This window comes from Pseudomonas sp. P1_F1_2 (assembly GCF_056405815.1).
In genome coordinates this window covers 1-19,275 of record NZ_JBFUBK010000034.1, presented here as the reverse complement: position 1 = coordinate 19,275, position 19,275 = coordinate 1, and the positions used below count along the sequence as shown (strand labels likewise).

The following is a 19,275-nucleotide window of genomic DNA, read 5'->3' as shown; positions in this document are numbered from 1 at the left end:
CTTAAACGCTGAGCGCGGCGCGCAATTGCGCTTCGAGTTGCGCGGCGTCCAGGTCTTGACCGATCAACACCAAGCGCGTGGTCCGCGCCTCATCGGCGCCCCACTGACGGTCAAAGTGCTTGTCGAAACGCGTGCCCACGCCCTGAATCAGCAAACGCATCGGTTTGTTGGGGATCGCGGCGAAGCCTTTCACACGCAGGATGCCGTGCTTGACCACCAGTTGGGTCAGCGCATCCAGCAGCAGGCTTTCGTCGGCTTGCGGCAGTTCGAGGGAGATCGAGTCAAACGCATCGTGATCGTGGTCGTCATGGTCATCACCGTCGTGGTGATGGTCGTGATGGCTGTGACGGCTGTCGATGTGTTCTTCGGAACCGGCACCCAGGCCGATCAGCACGTCCAGCGGTAGGCGACCGCTGCTGGCTTCGATGACTTTGACCGCCGGTGGCAATTCTTCAGCGACTTCAAGGCGCACGCGGGCCAGGTCTTCAGGGCTGATCAGGTCGGCCTTGTTGAGGATCACCAGGTCGGCGCTGGCCAATTGGTCGGCGAACAGCTCGTGCAGCGGCGATTCATGGTCCAGGTTCGGGTCGAGTTTACGCTGGGCGTCGACCTGATCCGGGAACGCGGCAAAGGTGCCGGCGGCCACGGCCGGGCTGTCGACGACGGTAATGACCGCGTCGACGGTGCAGGCACTGCGGATTTCCGGCCATTGGAAGGCTTGAACCAACGGTTTGGGCAGGGCCAGGCCCGAGGTTTCGATGAGGATGTGATCGAGGTCGCCGCGACGGGCAACCAGTTCGCGCATCACCGGGAAGAATTCTTCCTGAACCGTGCAGCACAGGCAGCCGTTGGCCAACTCATAAACGCGACCGTTGGCTTCTTCTTCGGTGCAGCCGATGGAGCATTGCTTGAGGATTTCGCCGTCAATGCCCAGCTCGCCAAACTCGTTGACGATCACCGCGATGCGACGGCCCTGAGCGTTGTCGAGCATGTGCCGCAGCAGCGTGGTTTTGCCCGAGCCGAGGAAACCGGTAACGATGGTGACGGGGAGTTTGGCCAGTGTTTTCATCGGATGCCCTTTGGCTTTGGTGGCGGGCATACGGGACGACGACCGGCAGCGCGCACGCGCATGCCTGAAGAGTTCGCCACCGGATCACCCCGCCCGGTTGAAAGTGAGAATCTGTGTCGAGGCAGGTCTCCTGGCTGACGGCTGGCCAGTCGATTGACTGGCGGTTGCTGCGCCTTCCCGCTCGCGCCATGGCTGGCGCATGCAGTGGCATGGCAGAAACTGAACCGTTCACAGTTGCGGGGGCAGCCGCGGCATTGACCGCGTTCCCTTCTTAGCTTCGACAAACGCCGAAGAACCTCGAAAGCGCAAGGCTACGCATCGCTTGGGAGCGGGTCAATGTCTTGTGGCGGCCATCAGGACGCTTTCGCGGGCAAGCCTTGCTCCTACAGGATTAGGGCGGTCTTGTAGGCGCAAGGCTTGCCCGCGATAGCGTCGACACAATGGCGTGTTGAGAACCCTTGCCAATTGACGGCCAACCCCCGCCCATGCTCTCCTACACGCTTTGTTACGGGTGCCCTTCACAGGGTGAAACGGGAAACCGGTGAATCATGTGCTTTACTCAAAGCCATGTCAGTCCGGTGCTGCCCCCGCAACGGTAAGCGAGCGAAGCATCAAATCCACTGTGCCAGCAGTTCGGCATGGGAAGGTGATGTTTGCAGGCCACGGCGAAAGCCAACGCCCCTCGTGAGCCCGGAGACCGGCCCGCAACACACAGTGACCCTTACGGTCACGGAACAACAAACCCGCGGTGGGCGGGCGCTGTTTGAACGTCTGCGAGCCCGAATCGCAGGGGTTTTCCATGCGCTCTATTCACCCGCTGACAGACCAGAGGGAAGCGCGCCATGTCGATCATCACCAGCACCGGCTCCAGCAGCACCGCCAGCAGCACCACAACCCTGACCCAACGCCTGACCGCCGCCGTGTGTGCGTCGATCCTGGGCGCGTGTCTTGTCTATTTCGCCGGTTTCTCGCACATAGAAGCGGTGCACAACGCCGCGCACGATACCCGTCACAGCTCTGCGTTCCCGTGCCATTGAGACCTGCCCAAATGATCAAGCGTATTGCGCAAACCGCAGGTTTCACCGGGCTGCTGGCCGCCCTGTTGCTGACCCTGCTGCAAAGTTTCTGGGTGGCACCGCTGATCCTTCAAGCCGAAACCTACGAARAAGCCGAGCCGGCAGTGGTTCAACCCCATGAACACGCCGACGGCGCCATGGCCGCTCATACCCACGACGCCGAAGCCTGGGAGCCGGAAGACGGCTGGCAGCGCGTGCTGTCGACCACCGGCGGCAACCTGGTGGTCGCGGTCGGTTTTGCCCTGATGCTCGCCGGTCTCTATACCCTGCGGGCGCCAAACAGCACCGTACAAGGTCTGCTCTGGGGCTTGGCCGGTTACGCGACGTTCGTCCTCGCACCGACCCTCGGCCTGCCACCTGAATTGCCGGGCACTGCCGCAGCCGATCTGGCACAGCGGCAGATCTGGTGGATCGGCACGGCGGCGTCCACAGCAGCCGGCATCGCCCTGATCGTGTTCAGCCGTCATTGGCTGATGAAAGTGCTGGGCGCGGCGATTCTGGCCACTCCACATGTCATCGGCGCACCTCAGCCGGAAGTGCATTCGATGCTCGCGCCGGAAGCCCTGGAAGCGCAGTTCAAAATCGCTTCGCAGCTGACCAACGTGGCGTTCTGGCTGGCCTTGGGCCTGATCAGTGCCTGGTTGTTCCGACGCAAAAACGATGGCCAATACCACGCATGACAGAGACCCGCACAGCGCCGACGTTAGTGGTCGGCCTGGGCTGCCAGCGCGGCTGCCCCGCCAGCACGCTGCGGGCATTGCTTGATCAGGCGTTACAGGCTCATCAAGTCGGACTTCACGAAATAAAGGCCCTGGCCAGCATCGACCTGAAACGCGACGAGTCGGGTCTGGTCGAGCTGGCCGCACAACTCGAGTTGCCGTTGTTGTTTTTCAGCAGTGAACAATTGGCCTGCTATCACACCAAACTCACCCATCATTCAGACATCGCCTTCGAGCGCACGGGCTGTTATGGCGTAGCGGAAAGTGCTGCCCTGGCATTGGCCGAACAATTGGCCCAGGCGCCGGCGAAGTTGCTGATATCCCGACAAAAATACGCTCAGGCGACCCTGGCATTGGCCGGCGCTGCGTAAAATCCCTGGTAATCGCGCATTCGATCATGAGCAATCTTCATCTGAAGCCGTTGCCCTGCCCCTTTTCTCACAGGAACCGACGATGACCGTCTACTTCATTGGCGCAGGCCCCGGCGACCCGGAACTGATCACGGTCAAAGGCCAACGGCTGATTCGCAGCTGCCCGGTGATCATCTATGCCGGCTCCCTGGTGCCCGTGGCCGTGCTGGAAGGCCATCGCGCCGAACAGGTGGTCAACAGCGCCGAATTACACCTGGAACAGATCATCGAACTGATCAAAACCGCCCACGCCAACGGCCAGGACGTGGCACGGGTGCATTCCGGCGATCCGAGCCTGTATGGCGCGATTGGCGAACAGATTCGCTACCTGCGTGAGCTCGACATTCCGTTTGAAATCGTACCGGGCGTAACGGCGACAGCGGCGTGCGCGGCGCTTTTAGGGGCGGAACTGACCCTGCCGGACATTTCGCAAAGCGTAATTTTGACCCGCTACGCGGACAAGACAGCCATGCCGGCTGGCGAAGAACTGGGCAGCCTGGCGCAACATGGGGCGACCATGGCCATTCATTTGGGCGTCAATCACCTGGAGAAAATCCTCGCTGAACTGCTGCCGCATTACGGCGCGGACTGCCCGATCGCGGTGATCCACCGGGCGACCTGGCCGGATCAGGATTGGGTAGTGGGGACACTTGAGGACATTGCCGGGAAGGTTGAAGCGAAGGGATTTCGGCGCACGGCGTTGATTTTGGTCGGGCGAGTATTGGGAAGTGACCAGTTCAGCGCCTCGTCGCTGTATCGCGCGGGGCATGCGCATTTGTATCGCCCCTGAATGATCGCACTGTTCCCACACTCCGGGTGGGCATGCCTCACTGGACGCTCTGCGTCCGCTTTTGGGACGCGGAGCGTGGGAACGATCACAGGCATAAAAAAACGGCGCTCACGGGGCGCCGTTTTTTTATGTCGCAGTGAACACCTTACTCAGTAGTAGGCGTTTTCTTTCTGCGTGTGGTCGGTCACGTCACGAACACCCTTGAGCTCAGGAATACGCTCAAGCAACGTGCGCTCGATGCCTTCCTTCAGGGTCACGTCCGCCTGGCCACAGCCCTGGCAACCACCGCCGAATTTCAGAACGGCGATACCGTCTTCAACGACATCGATCAGGCTGACCTGACCGCCGTGGCTCGCCAGCCCCGGGTTGATCTCGGTTTGCAGGTAGTAATTGATACGCTCGTTAACCGGGCTGTCGGCATTGACCATYGGCACTTTGGCGTTTGGCGCCTTGATGGTCAGTTGGCCGCCCATGCGGTCGGTGGCGTAGTCGACCACCGCATCGTCCAGGAAGGCTTCACTGAAGTGATCGATGTAAGCGGTGAAGCTTTTGAGCCCCAGCGCCGTGTCTTCAAGTTTTTCTTCGCCCGGCTTGCAGTAGGCAATGCAGGTTTCGGCGTACTGGGTGCCAGGCTGGGTGATAAAGACGCGGATGCCGATACCCGGGGTGTTCTGCTTGGAAAGCAGGTCAGCCAGGTAATCGTGGGCGGCGTCGGTAATGGTTATAGCGGTCATGGAAACTCCTCGCAGGCTTGGGCGCAGTTTACGCCAATCATCGCGCCGCACAAAGTCCTAGTATTTTTGTCAGGAAAGAAATGGTGATCCCTTGCAGGAGCGGGCTTGCCCGCGAACGCGTCAGGTCATTCAACATTTATGCTGAATGTGACGACCTCTTCGCGGGCAAGCCCGCTCCCACAGGGAATTGCAGTGGCTCAGAGGTTTTCGTAGCGATTCATATCCAGCACGCCCTCTTCCACCGGGTCGGTTTCGTGGACGTAACGGCTGAGGTCGTGGAAATAGAACCAGAATTGCGGATGACTGCGACGAATCCCCCACCGTTCGACGACTTTCTCGAAATCATCCGTGTCTTTGGCGTTTTCCATTGCAGCGACGAACGCCGGGACCTGATCGGCCGGAATGTTGAACATAAAGTTCGGGTAACTGCTGAGTACACCCGGGTAAATGGTCAACGTGTCGAGCCCCGGCTGGTAGCGCAAAGATTCACCGAGCAGGAACGCCACATTGCTGTGCGCACGGTTGCGCAACAGGCTGTAGGCCACGCGTTTGCCGCTCGTCGTTTCGATACGCAACATCGTTGCTTCCGGCAACTGGTCGATGACCCTCAAGCCGGCTGCCGGGCGCGAAGTCAGGCGACTCAATACTTGTTCGGCGTCCTGCAAGTCCGGGTCGATATTCGGCCGCGAGCAATACGCACCATTGCACCGGTTGATCGGATCGGGGTTGGCATTGAGTTCGCCGTAACGGGCCAGCAACTGCATGGCGAAATCGCGCTTGGGGTCTTTCTCGTCGAGTTTCAGCGCGGTCGGTTTGTCGTCATCGATGGACTCATAGTCCAGCCACATCTTGAACTTGCCGCTGTTCTGGTACCAATCGTCGAGGTAGCCGTCCCGTGAGTCGGCCGGCATCAGGCGCAGGAAGTTCTGTTCGGCGCCGTTACGGATCAGGTCAAAGTACAGGCGGGTCTGGGCCTGGTGGGAAACGTTGCCGAACACGTCGAAGTTCACCGCCAATTGGTAGTAGGTGCGCTCCAGCAGCGGAAAATCGAACAGCCACATGGTTTGCGGCACATCGCCGATCAAGCCTTTGTTCACCGACGCACTGTCGAAGTGGCGGAAGATCGTCAGTAACGCGTTGTCATTCCCCGCCCACAAGGTCGACCAGCTAGGCGCCGGTGCGTCGGCGTAATTGTCCCGGCGCAGCGCTTCGTATTCGTTACGCTTGTCGCGGTAGCCATGCCACAGGCTCAAGACGCTACCGACATCGTCATTCTGACCCGGCATGGCCAGTAACGGTGTGGCCTGGCCGCGGTAATTCGGGTCGGTGATATAGAGGTCGTGCTCAGGGGCCTGGAACAGCGCCCAGAAGTTGTCGCGAATCACATCCGTGGCGATCTGCCCACGGCAAACCGGGCCACGAATGAACGTGCGCACGAAGTATTCGGCGTTATCGAGCATGAACTGGTAGCGCGCCTGCGCCGGAATAGCTTCGAAGGTATCGAACGGATTGGCCCGCCGTTCCGGCCCGTAGCCTGGCAAGGCGTTGACCTGCCAGTTGCCGCTATAGAACAGGCTTTTGACCCGCGCCATCTTCGCCGCACTCAGCGGATAGGTGATGTGGGTTTTCTGCACAATCACACCCTGCACCGGCCACAAGCGGTAATACACCTGAGTACCCGGGTCATCATTCGGACGGCGTGTGTTGATCAGGTCAATCGGCTGACCGGTGGGCGTACGCGAGCGCACCCACTGGAAAAAGTGCCCTGGCTCGCCGTCCTTGAAATAGAGATGGGCAAGAAACCAGTGCTCGAACAACCAGCGGGCCACCAGACTTTGCCGGGAGCCGGGGGCGTTGAGCAGGTTTTCCCACTGCACCACCTGCAACGCTTCTTTCGCGCTCGGCACCAGCCCCTGTTCATCAATCGGCGCACCCGAGGCCAGCCAGCGCTGCAGCGTCTGGTATTGCTGGTCGGTCAGGCCGGTGACCGCCAGCGGCATGCCTTCTTTGGGATGTGAACGGGCATAGCCGTCGAACTCCGCTGGCATGGCGCAGCTGTTTTCCCGGTTCAGACCCAGCACGATCTCGTCCGGCAATTTGGCATTGGGCTGCAAGGGGGTTTTATGGCCCAGCTCAAGCATCCGCGCCATCAACGCAGCCTGACTGCCTTGAGCGTCAAGCACGGGGAAGAAGCCCTTCTGCTGCCAGGCATGCTTGCCAAAGGCATCGTAAAACAGGCGGGTCGGTGCTGCGGCCGTTCGGCGATCGCCATCGTAGACCGGCACTTTGGTCGCGCCACGTGCCGCCCCTTCGCCACTGCCCAGATTGAGCTGACAGGCGGCATCGTTGCAGGCATGGCAGGCCACGCACTTTTCAGTAAAGATCGGTTGAATGTCCCGGCTGTAGGAAATAGCGGTGGAAATGGCCGGACCTTGCGCCGCGGCGTCCCAGCTTAGAAGCAGCATAAAAATGCTGGTGATGACGCGATACGACATATCCCTGGTCCCAATCTTGAAAAATCGCCGCGATTCTACCGGGCAGGCACCCTGTCCAACATGAACGATATTCATGCAAAATTGGGGCATGCTCTAAAAGCGCACAGGTTTGCTATGATCCGGCCCCTTCGTCATGGTCTTTCCGAGTAGTCCAAATGTCCGATCGCAGTGTTCGCCTTCAAGCTCTCAAGCACGCCCTCAAAGAGCGCATCCTGATTCTCGATGGCGGCATGGGCACGATGATCCAGAGCTACAAGCTCGAAGAGCAGGATTACCGTGGCAAACGTTTTGCTGACTGGCCAAGCGATGTCAAAGGCAACAACGACCTTCTGGTGCTGACTCGCCCGGATGTGATTGGTGGCATCGAGAAAGCCTATCTGGACGCCGGCGCCGACATCCTGGAAACCAACACCTTCAATGCCACCCAGATTTCCCTGGCCGACTACGGCATGCAGGGCCTGGCGTACGAATTAAACGTAGAAGGCGCACGCCTGGCCCGCAAGGTGGCCGACGCCAAGACCCTCGAAACCCCGGACAAGCCGCGCTTCGTCGCCGGCGTACTGGGCCCGACCAGCCGTACCTGTTCGTTGTCGCCAGACGTGAACAACCCTGGCTACCGCAACGTGACCTTTGATGAGTTGGTGGTGAACTACACCGAGTCCACCAAAGGCCTGATCGAAGGCGGCGCCGACCTGATCCTGATCGAAACCATCTTCGACACCCTGAACGCCAAAGCCGCGATCTTCGCCGTGCAAGGTGTGTTCGAAGAGTTGGGCATCGAGTTGCCGATCATGATCTCCGGCACCATTACCGATGCTTCTGGCCGAACCCTGTCCGGGCAAACCACCGAAGCGTTCTGGAACTCCGTGGCGCACGCCAAGCCCATCTCGGTCGGTCTGAACTGCGCCCTCGGCGCCCGCGAACTGCGCCCGTACCTGGAAGAGCTGTCGAACAAGGCCAGCACCCACGTTTCCGCGCACCCGAACGCCGGCCTGCCGAACGAGTTCGGTGAGTACGACGAGTTGCCGGTGGACACCGCCAAGGTCATCGAAGAGTTCGCTCAAAGTGGCTTCCTGAATATCGTCGGCGGCTGCTGCGGCACCACCCCGGGCCACATCGAAGCCATCGCCAAAGCCGTGGCCGGTTACGCACCGCGTCAAATCCCGGAAATCCCCAAGGCCTGCCGTTTGTCGGGCCTGGAACCGTTCACCATCGATCGCAGCTCGTTGTTCGTCAACGTCGGCGAGCGGACCAACATCACCGGCTCCGCGAAGTTCGCCCGCCTGATCCGTGAAGACAACTACACCGAAGCCCTGGAAGTTGCCCYGCAGCAGGTCGAAGCCGGCGCGCAGGTGATTGACATCAACATGGACGAAGGGATGCTCGATTCGAAGAAGGCCATGGTGACCTTCCTCAATCTGATTGCCGGCGAGCCAGACATCTCCCGCGTACCGATCATGATCGACTCCTCCAAATGGGAAGTGATCGAAGCCGGCCTGAAATGCATTCAGGGCAAGGGCATCGTCAACTCGATCAGCATGAAAGAAGGCGTCGAGCAGTTCATTCATCACGCCAAGCTGTGCAAGCGCTACGGCGCCGCGGTTGTCGTAATGGCGTTCGACGAAGCCGGCCAGGCCGACACCGAAGCGCGTAAAAAGGAAATCTGCAAACGTTCCTACGACATTCTGGTCAACGAAGTGGGCTTCCCGCCGGAAGACATCATTTTCGACCCGAACATCTTCGCCGTCGCCACCGGTATCGAAGAACACAACAACTACGCTGTGGACTTCATCAATGCTTGCGCCTACATCCGCGACGAACTGCCGTATGCCCTGACCTCGGGCGGCGTGTCCAACGTGTCGTTCTCGTTCCGTGGCAACAACCCGGTGCGCGAGGCGATTCACTCGGTGTTCCTGCTGTATGCGATCCGCAACGGCCTGACCATGGGTATCGTCAACGCCGGCCAGCTGGAGATCTACGACCAGATCCCGCAAGAGCTGCGCGATGCCGTCGAAGACGTGATCCTCAACCGCACCCCGGAAGGCACCGACGCCCTCCTCGCCATCGCCGACAAATACAAAGGCGACGGCAGCGTCAAGGAAGCCGAGACCGAAGAATGGCGCGGCTGGCCGGTCAACAAGCGTCTGGAGCATGCGCTGGTCAAGGGCATCACTACCCACATCGTGGAAGACACCGAAGAATCTCGCCAATCGTTCGCCCGTCCGATCGAAGTGATCGAAGGCCCGCTGATGTCCGGCATGAACATCGTCGGCGACCTGTTCGGCGCCGGCAAAATGTTCCTGCCCCAGGTGGTGAAATCCGCCCGTGTCATGAAGCAGGCCGTGGCGCACTTGATCCCGTTCATCGAACTGGAAAAAGGCGACAAGCCAGAAGCCAAGGGCAAGATCCTGATGGCCACGGTAAAAGGCGACGTGCACGACATCGGCAAGAACATCGTTGGCGTGGTGCTGGGCTGTAACGGCTACGACATCGTCGACCTCGGCGTGATGGTCCCAGCGGAAAAAATCCTGCAAGTGGCCAAAGAGCAGAAGTGCGACATCATCGGCCTGTCCGGCCTGATCACGCCTTCGCTGGATGAAATGGTCCACGTCGCGCGCGAAATGCAGCGCCAGGACTTCTACCTGCCGTTGATGATCGGTGGCGCGACCACCTCCAAAGCCCACACGGCGGTAAAAATCGAACCCAAGTACAGCAACGACGCGGTGATCTACGTGACGGACGCCTCCCGCGCCGTGGGCGTGGCGACACAATTGCTGTCCAAGGAACTGAAACCGGCATTCGTCGAGAAAACCCGCCTGGAATACATCGACGTTCGCGAACGCACGGCCAACCGCAGTGCCCGCACCGAACGCCTGAGCTACCCGGCAGCCATTGCCAAGAAGCCGCAGTTCGACTGGAGCACTTACGCGCCGGTCAAACCGACGTTCACCGGCTCCAAAGTGCTGGACAATATCGACCTCAAAGTCCTGGCCGAATACATCGACTGGACGCCGTTCTTCATCTCCTGGGACCTGGCCGGCAAATTCCCGCGCATTCTCGAAGACGAAGTGGTTGGCGAAGCCGCTACCTCGCTGTACGCCGATGCCCAGGAAATGCTCGCCAAGTTGATTGACGAAAAGCTGATCAGTGCCCGCGCAGTGTTTGGCTTCTGGCCGGCCAACCAGGTGCGTGAAGATGACATTGAAGTCTACGGCGATGACGGCAAGGCGATTGCCAAGCTGCATCACCTGCGCCAGCAAATCATCAAGACCGACGGCAAACCGAACTTCTCGCTGGCCGACTTTGTCGCGCCCAAAGACAATGAAGTGACCGACTACGTGGGCGGTTTCATCACCACCGCGGGCATTGGCGCCGAAGAAGTGGCCAAGGCTTATCAAGACGCGGGCGACGATTACAATTCGATCATGGTCAAGGCACTGGCCGACCGGTTGGCCGAGGCCTGCGCCGAATGGCTGCACCAACAGGTCCGTAAAGACTATTGGGGTTATGCCAAGGACGAGACGCTCGACAACGAGGCGCTGATCAAAGAGCAATACACCGGCATCCGCCCTGCTCCGGGCTACCCGGCCTGCCCGGATCACACCGAAAAATCCACGTTGTTCAAACTGCTGGACCCGGAAGCCGAAGAGCTGAAGGCCGGTCGCAGCGGTGTGTTCCTGACCGAGCACTACGCGATGTTCCCGGCAGCGGCGGTCAGTGGCTGGTACTTCGCTCACCCGCAGGCGCAGTACTTTGCCGTGGGCAAGATCGACAAGGATCAGGTGCAGAGCTACACCTCGCGCAAAGGCCAGGAATTGAGCGTCACCGAACGCTGGTTGGCACCTAACCTCGGTTACGACAACTAAGTCAGCTACCTGGCCACAATACTGTGGCCAGCAGTGATTCCCTTGTGGGAGCGAGCCTGCTCGCTCCCACAGTTGTTTGTGTCCGCCGTAGGTCTATGCTTATGGCTCAAACATAAATGACGGGGGATGTATGGACGATCCAGTCGACAACAAGCCGCCAACCTTCTGGCAAATGCTGCACAGCGTCATGGCAGCAGCGTTCGGGGTGCAGAGCGGGAAGAACCGGGCCCGGGATTTCGCTCACGGCAAACCGAGTCATTTCGTGATTCTGGGGATTTTGTTCACAACGGTGTTCGCGCTGATCCTGTACGGCATCGTGCAACTGGTGGTGCATCTGGCCGGGGTCTAGCGCATCAGTGTTTGCAGGGTGAACGGGTAGCGGTAGGACGTCGGCCGCCCTTTGGCTGAGAGTCGACGGAAGTTCACGCCGTAGTCCGGCGTTGCCCCCATGGCCAGCATTCGCTTGGCTTGCGCCTTGTCGATCAGTTGCAACAACGGTATCTGTCGGTCACGGCCGCCGTACCGGTCGAGGTCGACGCCCCTGTCATAATCATGCAACTGCACCAACGCCCAGCCACCCAACGTGAAGTGACCGCCCAACAGCACGCTCAGACGACCGTCAATCATCGCCTGCAACGCGACGGGAGACGCAGAGATTGCGCTGAACAACGCATCTTTGCCGGGTTTTCCACCGGTTTCCTCGAACGCCTGCATCGCGCCAAACGCCATCTCGTCATTGGCTGACCACACCAGGGATACCTTGGGGTAACGCCGGAACAACAGCTTCGCCTGCTCATAGGCCCGCTCCCGGTTCCAGCCGCTGTAAACCAATTGGCGCAAACGCACTTCAGGGTGTTCGGCCAAGGCGCGCATCATCCCTTGCTCGCGCAGTTGCGCCGAGGGGGTAATTTTCAGCCCCGAGAACGCCAGCAACTCGATGGGCTGGCCGGGCACTGCCCGCGGGTGCTGGCGGATCAGTTCCTTGAGCATCAGGTAACCGCCCTCCTCGTCGTTAGGCACCAGACTGCCCACTTGGTCCTCACGCTCACCCAGCAGGCTCTGCTGATTGGCCGTCAGCGACGCATTAACCATGAACAGCTTTACCCCGCTGCCTTGGGCCAGGCRCAGGATTTGCGGGGCGACGTACTGTTCATTGGCGAAAACCAGGTAGTCCGGGCGATCAGGCCCCTGGAGGGCCAGCCGGGCTTGCGCCACCGTGAGTTCAGGCATGCGCTGGGCATACAGAATTTTCAGGTCAATGCCCAAGTCTTTGGCGGCGGCTTGCATGAATTGAACGTAGCTGATCCAGAAGGCTTCCTGGGTGGTGCCGGGGCTCAGGAACAGCACCGACTCTGCACGCGCAGTCGGACCGTAAATCGCGCCAAACGCCAGCAGAAAGGTGTAAAAAAACTTCAACATTTAACGTCCGAGCCCCCGGAAATTCGCCGCGCATTATAGCCAGTGAAGTTCCGTAAAACGGGGTTTATTACGGCTTTTGTCCGACAATCGTCGGGTTGGGGCCCGGACGGGGTCGTTTATTGATGACTGACCCAGAATACCGCCGTGCCCACGACCAGGATGATCAGAAACAAGATCGCCCAAGCATCGACCGTACTGTCAGGCTTTGTAGCTTTGGTAGGGTTGCTCATTGCATCGCCTCTTGTCGGTTTTATCGGTGATTGCACAAAGACTCGACCACAGTAAAGACGACGATTGCCCGCACCACAAATAAGGGTTTTGCAACAACGATTCTCATTAGGCGATTTGGTTCTTTACATATACTTAAACATCACTTTTGCGCATAACTGCAAACTGGTATCTTGCCCCGGCTCCGTGGGGAGTGCGCGGCCGTGCGCGCAGAATTGCAGAGGCTCTTTCGGACTCCGGCAAGCACAAAAACGCAGCTGTATCCGAGCGACCCAAGCCTGAGAACAGGACCTATATGTACGTATACGACGAATACGATCAGCGGATCATCGAGGACCGCGTCAAGCAGTTCCGTGATCAGACCCGACGCTATCTGGCAGGCGAGCTGAGCGAAGAAGAGTTCCGCCCCCTGCGCCTGCAAAATGGGCTTTACATCCAGCGATTCGCGCCGATGTTGCGAGTGGCGGTGCCTTACGGCCAACTGACTTCGCGTCAGATCCGCATGATGGCCAAGATTGCCCGCGACTATGACAAGGGCTATGCCCACATCAGTACCCGGCAGAACGTTCAGTTCAACTGGCCGGCCGTGGAAGACATTCCGGACATTCTGGCTGAACTGGCGACCGTGCAGATGCACGCGATCCAGACCAGCGGCAACTGCCTGCGCAACGTCACCACCGACCAGTTCGCCGGTGTTGCCGCCGATGAATTGATCGATCCGCGTCCATGGTGCGAGATCGTCCGTCAGTGGACCACGTTCCACCCGGAATTTGCCTACCTGCCGCGTAAATTCAAGATCGCTGTCAACGGTTCGACGTCCGACCGTGCCGCCATCGAAGTCCATGACATCGGCCTTGAGCCGGTACACAACGCCGCTGGCGAGCTGGGTTTCCGTGTGCTGGTCGGCGGTGGCCTGGGCCGTACGCCGGTGGTGGGCGCGTTCATCAATGAGTTCCTGCCGTGGCAAGACCTGTTGAGCTACCTCGACGCCATCCTGCGGGTCTACAACCGTTATGGCCGTCGCGACAACAAGTACAAGGCGCGGATCAAGATTCTGGTGAAGGCACTGACACCTGAAGTCTTCGCACAGAAAGTCGATGCGGAAATGGAACACCTTCGCGGTGGCCAGACCACGCTGACCGAAGCCGAAGTACATCGTGTTGCCAAACACTTCGTCGACCCGGACTACAAGGCCCTGGACAACCAGGCCGCCGAACTGGCCGAACTCGACCAGCAGCACCCTGGTTTCGCACGCTGGCGCACCCGCAACACCCTGGCGCACAAGAAGCCGGGTTATGTCGCCGTGACCCTGTCCCTGAAGCCAACCGGTGTTGCACCGGGCGACATCACCGACAAGCAGCTCGACGCTGTGGCCGACCTGGCCGACCGTTACAGCTTCGGTCAGCTGCGTACCTCGCACGAACAAAACATCATTCTGGCCGACGTGGAACAGTCCCGACTGTTCGCGATGTGGGGCGAGTTGCGCGAGCAAGGTTTCGCCACGCCGAACATTGGCTTGCTGACCGACATCATCTGCTGCCCGGGTGGCGACTTCTGCTCGCTGGCCAACGCCAAGTCGATCCCGATTGCCGAATCGATCCAGCGCCGCTTCGACGACCTGGACTACCTGTTCGACATCGGTGAACTGGACCTGAACATCTCCGGTTGCATGAACGCCTGTGGTCACCACCACGTCGGCCACATCGGCATCCTCGGGGTGGACAAGAAAGGCGAAGAGTTCTACCAGGTGTCCCTTGGTGGCAGTGCCAGCCGTGACGCCAGCCTGGGTAAAATCCTTGGCCCGTCCTTTGCCCAGGAAGCCATGCCTGACGTGATCGAAAAACTGATCGACGTGTACATCGAACAACGTACCGAAGACGAGCGTTTCATCGACACCTATCAGCGTATTGGCATCGACCTCTTCAAGGAGCGCGTCTATGCAGCGAATCATTAAGAACAACGAGGTCGTCGACGAAACCTGGCACCTGCTGCCCAAGGATTTCAACATCGACGAGATCAGCAACTGCGACGACCTCATCGTCCCCCTGCAGCTGTGGCGCGAACACAGCCGCATGCTCAAGGCCCGCGATGGCGGCCTGGGCGTCTGGCTGGATGCCGATGAAGAAGCCGAAGAAATTGGTGAAGACGTGGAGCAGTTCAAGGTCATCGCCTTGAACTTCCCGGCCTTCACCGACGGCCGCAACTACTCCAACGCCCGCCTGCTGCGTGACCGTTACGGTTTCAAAGGCGAACTGCGGGCGATTGGTGATGTACTGCGCGACCAGTTGTTCTACCTGCATCGCTGCGGTTTTGATGCGTTTGCAATTCGTCCCGACAAAGATCCGTACGAAGCCCTTGAAGGTCTCAAGGACTTCTCGGTGACCTATCAGGCCGCCACCGACGAACCGCTGCCGCTGTTCCGTCGCCGCTGATGGTCAAACCTTGAACCCCTTTCAGGGGTTCAAGGCTCCTTCCTGTAATGAGTCAAAGACTGGCCCGCTCCTCCAGCGCGTTGAAAGCTGCCATCGGATGATCGAACCGCCCGCTGCTGCGACTTAGTCGACTCCACATTTCGTCCGAAGTACCCGCCTCCTCCAACAATCGCCAGACCCTTGTCTGTAGCGACAAGTAACTGATTTGAAAGTCGGCCGTCAGACTCAATCTGTCCATGACGGCTAAAAACCGAGTGCCAGAAGGCTTGCCCGCCAGTTGCTGCCAAAGCGCAAGCCGGGACTGTTGCAACGCTGCGTCACAGTCTCGTAGCCATACTGTCGGCGATCCATAGTCGGCACCGGGCGCGCCCAGCCATAAATTGATTCCTGTTGCCTCTCGATGACTGATCAGCCGGCGAAGCGTGTCTTCGTCGGTCAGCGGATTCCCCCATAGCAGCACGCGATCGTCTGCAACCGCCTGGTTTATGACCGCGGGAGGAACTCGGGTGATCTGGTTGTCACGTAAATCCAGGGACGTCAGATAAGGCTCATCCTTGATACCGATCGGGCATCGGCTGATGTAGGTATTTCTCAGGTTGAGCTGACGTAGATCGTTCAAGCCCAACACCAAAGGGGGCACACCCAGCGGGTTGTCGCTCAAGTCCAGCGATTGCAGGCGAGTCAGGTTACGCAGCCGGGACGCGGCGCTTTCACTGAAAACCAACTGTGTAGCACTCAGGTTCAGCGAGCGAAGGTGTTTCAATTGTTCGATGGCGGGCGGCAGCGAGTGACCTGTATCTCCCGCCACGAAGTAGTGACGCAAGTCCACGTTTTCCAGATTCAATATCTCAAGGTTTGGAAAGCCCTCGAGAAACCCGTTCAAGCTGTCTTCCTCGGTCAGATGGAAGCCCTTCATCAACAACTCGGTCACGTCGTCGAACCGCACATTCAACGCAGGCAATCGGTGATAATTTTCAAAGTTCATATCCAGCGTGGTATTTGGGGAGCCACCACGCTTTTGCCATACGGCGACCAGTTCTTCAGAGAGTTCCGTCCTCAGGGTTCGCTCGTCCTCCATTTCGTCCATCAGCAGCTGGACGTTGTAGGTCGAGATTTGTGCAGGGCTAAAGCCCTGCGCCGCCTCATCGCCAGCAACCAGAAAAGGAAGGTCCATGTCATCGACATCCTGGGGAACCTGATCTATCCAACCGCTCAAATCCGTGTTGAGTTGCTGTRATTGCTGGTTTAACCCATCGATGTAGGCTTGCGCAGCATTACCCTCTCGTTGCAGGGCTTCATCGGCCTGCGCAACGGTGAAGTCGGGATAAATATCCATGAGTTGCAACCTCATCATCTCGTGGGTCAGGGCGGTGCCTTGGGAGGTCGACGGATAACCTCCACCCCTCAGCCCCCGAGCCTCGAACGACAGCCCGCTGTCCATGCGTTGCAACCCGAGCAGGGTTTGCGACCGAGGCAGCGCCACCGCGCCGATCTTGAGTCGTAGCTCATTGGCGGGGTCATCGGATATCAGGTGCAGGGACGAGCGTTCGTCTTCTGACAGGGCTCCGAGGATCGCCTCATAGAGGTCAGATTGCCTGCCTTGCTGCTGATAGCGATCTCCATCCCTGATGATGCTTCGACAGTGAGCGTCATCGAGCGAACCACTGCGATCCAGCACCTGGCCGGCAGGCGAACGGTCAAGAATGTCTATTCGAAGATCTCTGGGCCATCCCGGCAGATGCTGGAGCGAATGCAGTGCCAGCGTGTCTGTCTCGGGATTGTGGAACGAGCGAAGGTAAAAGCCTTCGTAGGCACGATTGAGCCGGACATGTTGTTGATACTGCCGGGCCTTGCTGTCCAGACGCTTGATCACCTGCCTGACCTCGACAGCATCTGGCGCCTTGCGGACATCTACGCCGTAGCGGTCGAGCATTTGCTCAATGGCGCTTTTTGGCAGCCCTGGATACTCCCGCTGAAACAGCCGGACCCACTCATGCTCCGATTGCTGCAGTGAGGCATAACGACTGCTGAATAACCCGGTTTTCCCGGCCCCAGCCAATTCCTGATCGAGTTTGAAGCGACTGATCGTGTCGGCCAGCAATGGCGTCGGGGGCCGACCGGTGTGTATCAAGCGCAGCAGGTCGTCATCGACCGCACTGACCTTGCCGATCTGCGTCAGCACTTCATCGCTGAATGACGCCACCGAGGGGCCGATGCCGCGGATCAGTTCCAGCCGCGACAGACCGGAAGGCGCTGCCACACTTTCCTGCGTCGAGGTGACGACGATGTGTTCACCTCGTGAAAGCGTCTCGGACGCTGCGCCTTCAACTCGGGCATCCCGCCCCGCGCCTGCCAGCGGCAGCGCATTGAGCAAGCCAAATACCGTGCGGGTGATGCCCTCTTTGCGCTGGCTCGACGTCTCACCGTTCACGGCCTGATCCAGCCCATAACCGGCGTCTATGAGCCCGGCCAGCGCCAGTAACCCCTCTCCCCCCGGCACAAACAGGGCCAAAGGCCCGAACCGGTTTATCCATTGCACCACCGGTTCGACAACCGCGCTCAAATTGTCGCGGTTGACTTGCGCGTCGTCCCGGATGGTTTTGACGCTTTCCCGGGCGGCCTGCTTCATGGTCAAAACCAGCTGTGCAAACGGATCGGTCGCGGGTGGCTGATCGTCGAAACCGATGTACTCGGCGGGATCCCAATAACCATCATTGTTGAAGAACCCGGCATTGCTGGTCAGCCAGTGCTTTCGGGGGTAAATCCCCATGCCGTCCAGCGCCGTCAGTACGCCGGCGTGGAACGTGCCGTCCTGTCGGTCATCGTCGGCAAAATGGGCAGCCAGCGCCTGCTTCGTGTTACCGGCATGGCTCTGTTTCACCACCCATTGGTGCAACTGCGAAACGTCGGCGAAGTCATGCAAGGGTGAAGAGTTGCCCGGGATGTACATCAACACCCGGGGGCTGGCGGCGACACGAAAGGTCCAGATGTCGATTGCGGTGTAGCGATAGAGTGTTAATCGGCTGGCCGTGACCCGAGGTGGAATTCGGGTCGGCGCTCGAAGCGCTTCGATTGTCAGCGTTTCCCACGCCTGATCCACCGGCAAACCTGCGGCCTGAAAAGCGAGCGCCAGGCCTTTTTCACTCAGGCGTTGTTCATGCCGCTGCAGCCAGGCGCACATGAGAAATGCGGCTTTGACCGATGTCCTCAACGCATAGGGTTTCGGCGCAAAGAGCGTCTCGTCGGACGGCCAGGCCTTATCGAGATAGGCCTTGTACAAACCCGGCAAATCCAGCTCCCAAACCCACTGTTTGAAGTCGGCGGGTTTTAAGCGGATTTGCGTTGCCGGCCCATAGGTTTGCGCCTTTGTTTGGCGATAAATGCCTTCATAAGTCTGGTGATTGCCGCTGCCGTGGTCAGCGAACTCATCGACATTCTGCACGATCCGGACAGACGGCCCGATGTCCGGTGGTGTGTATAGGCCGAACGCGGTTTCCGCGAAACGTCCGTCACCCACGGTCTGATAATTGGACAGCAGCGCCTGTAACAGCGTCTGCGAATGCGCCACTTGCCCCTGTTGAATACCGTCCTGGGCAGGATGCCCCTTGTAGTTGTAATCGAGCGTAACCAGCAAGGCTGTCTGCGGATCAATGTCCGCTCCCCACTTTTCCTTGATCAAGTGTGCGCCAAATTGATCAGGGGTTTGCGGCAGTGCGATGTTCACGGCGGCGGCGAGTTCGCCACGCATTCGTAACATTGGCGACGGGCTCGGGCCAGCATCGTTTTGGTCAGGGTGGTCGGTCATGTGCAATCCGTTGCAATCATTTGGAACACCACCCTACCCAGCCTTCAATCAATCGGATGCAGGAGCAAGTCGACAGCCGGCTTAGGAGATTTCGTCACCTCAGGAAGGAATTTGCACGGATCTGAAGCAAAAAAAAACCGGGACTTGAGCCCCGGTTTTTTTGTTTAAAACGATGATGAGATGTCGATTACCAAAAGCGTTGCTGAGTCAAACGGCTCCACCAGGTCAGCAA

The 19,275-nt window shown here is 59.2% G+C and carries 13 protein-coding genes and 2 riboswitches; of the genes, 8 read left to right on the top strand and 5 right to left on the bottom strand.

The window, feature by feature from the left end; translation table 11 throughout:
* Position 1: 1 nt before the first annotated feature.
* Positions 2 to 1,069 (bottom strand): cobalamin biosynthesis protein CobW, encoded by a 1,068-nt coding sequence (gene cobW / locus AC1D2P_RS12575; protein WP_046027450.1) that lies wholly within the window; start codon positions 1,067 to 1,069, stop codon positions 2 to 4.
* A 103-nt stretch (positions 1,070 to 1,172) separates the two neighbouring features.
* Positions 1,173 to 1,384, bottom strand: a riboswitch (cobalamin riboswitch).
* A gap of 177 nt (positions 1,385 to 1,561) precedes the next feature.
* Positions 1,562 to 1,789, top strand: a riboswitch (cobalamin riboswitch).
* Between the two features lie 122 nt (positions 1,790 to 1,911).
* On the opposite strand from cobW, the gene AC1D2P_RS12570 reads away from it, so the two are divergent.
* From AC1D2P_RS12570 to cobM, 4 genes are all read left to right on the top strand, one after another.
* On the top strand, positions 1,912 to 2,106 hold the full coding sequence (locus AC1D2P_RS12570) for a CbtB domain-containing protein (RefSeq protein ID WP_223524753.1): 195 nt from the start codon (positions 1,912 to 1,914) through the stop codon (positions 2,104 to 2,106).
* Between the two features lie 11 nt (positions 2,107 to 2,117).
* Positions 2,118 to 2,825 carry a CbtA family protein gene (locus tag AC1D2P_RS12565; RefSeq protein ID WP_477811453.1) on the top strand — a complete coding sequence of 236 codons (708 nt, stop codon included), beginning with the start codon at positions 2,118 to 2,120 and terminating at the stop codon, positions 2,823 to 2,825.
* The gene (locus tag AC1D2P_RS12560) at positions 2,822 to 3,235 is read left to right on the top strand and encodes a cobalamin biosynthesis protein (protein ID WP_046027454.1); all 414 of its coding nucleotides are present in this window, start codon (positions 2,822 to 2,824) and stop codon (positions 3,233 to 3,235) included. Before AC1D2P_RS12565 ends, AC1D2P_RS12560 begins: the two co-directional genes overlap by 4 nt.
* Positions 3,236 to 3,317: 82 nt before the next feature.
* On the top strand, positions 3,318 to 4,064 hold the full coding sequence (gene cobM / locus AC1D2P_RS12555) for a precorrin-4 C(11)-methyltransferase (RefSeq protein WP_046027455.1): 747 nt from the start codon (positions 3,318 to 3,320) through the stop codon (positions 4,062 to 4,064).
* Between the two features lie 149 nt (positions 4,065 to 4,213).
* Here the strand turns inward: cobM and nfuA are convergent, their stop codons facing one another.
* Both nfuA and AC1D2P_RS12545 read right to left on the bottom strand, forming a co-directional pair.
* The gene (gene nfuA / locus AC1D2P_RS12550) at positions 4,214 to 4,798 is read right to left on the bottom strand and encodes a Fe-S biogenesis protein NfuA (RefSeq protein WP_046027456.1); all 585 of its coding nucleotides are present in this window, start codon (positions 4,796 to 4,798) and stop codon (positions 4,214 to 4,216) included.
* A gap of 197 nt (positions 4,799 to 4,995) precedes the next feature.
* Entirely contained in the window at positions 4,996 to 7,293 is a 2,298-nt protein-coding gene (locus AC1D2P_RS12545; RefSeq protein WP_258668045.1) for a fatty acid cis/trans isomerase, read from the bottom strand.
* Positions 7,294 to 7,448: 155 nt separating this feature from the next.
* On the opposite strand from AC1D2P_RS12545, the gene metH reads away from it, so the two are divergent.
* Complete coding sequence (gene metH / locus AC1D2P_RS12540) at positions 7,449 to 11,159, top strand: methionine synthase (protein ID WP_477811452.1); 3,711 nt, start codon at positions 7,449 to 7,451, stop codon at positions 11,157 to 11,159.
* Between the two features lie 130 nt (positions 11,160 to 11,289).
* Positions 11,290 to 11,508 carry a DUF2970 domain-containing protein gene (locus tag AC1D2P_RS12535; protein ID WP_477757525.1) on the top strand — a complete coding sequence of 73 codons (219 nt, stop codon included), beginning with the start codon at positions 11,290 to 11,292 and terminating at the stop codon, positions 11,506 to 11,508.
* On the opposite strand, the gene AC1D2P_RS12530 is transcribed toward AC1D2P_RS12535, so the two are convergent.
* Positions 11,505 to 12,578, bottom strand: a complete 1,074-nt coding sequence (locus AC1D2P_RS12530; RefSeq protein WP_477811451.1) for an ABC transporter substrate-binding protein — start codon at positions 12,576 to 12,578, stop codon at positions 11,505 to 11,507. The two genes, AC1D2P_RS12535 and AC1D2P_RS12530, sit on opposite strands and share 4 nt — an antisense overlap.
* A 523-nt stretch (positions 12,579 to 13,101) precedes the next feature.
* Here AC1D2P_RS12530 and AC1D2P_RS12525 point away from each other — a divergent pair.
* Both AC1D2P_RS12525 and AC1D2P_RS12520 read left to right on the top strand, forming a co-directional pair.
* Entirely contained in the window at positions 13,102 to 14,760 is a 1,659-nt protein-coding gene (locus AC1D2P_RS12525) for a nitrite/sulfite reductase (RefSeq protein WP_046027461.1), read from the top strand.
* On the top strand, positions 14,744 to 15,238 hold the full coding sequence (locus AC1D2P_RS12520) for a DUF934 domain-containing protein (RefSeq protein ID WP_046027462.1): 495 nt from the start codon (positions 14,744 to 14,746) through the stop codon (positions 15,236 to 15,238). The genes AC1D2P_RS12525 and AC1D2P_RS12520 overlap by 17 nt, the downstream gene beginning before the upstream one ends.
* Before the next feature lie 52 nt (positions 15,239 to 15,290).
* Here AC1D2P_RS12520 and AC1D2P_RS12515 read toward each other — a convergent pair whose 3' ends face one another.
* Complete coding sequence (locus AC1D2P_RS12515; RefSeq protein WP_477811450.1) at positions 15,291 to 19,043, bottom strand: leucine-rich repeat domain-containing protein; 3,753 nt, start codon at positions 19,041 to 19,043, stop codon at positions 15,291 to 15,293.
* Between the last annotated feature and the right edge of the window lie 232 nt (positions 19,044 to 19,275).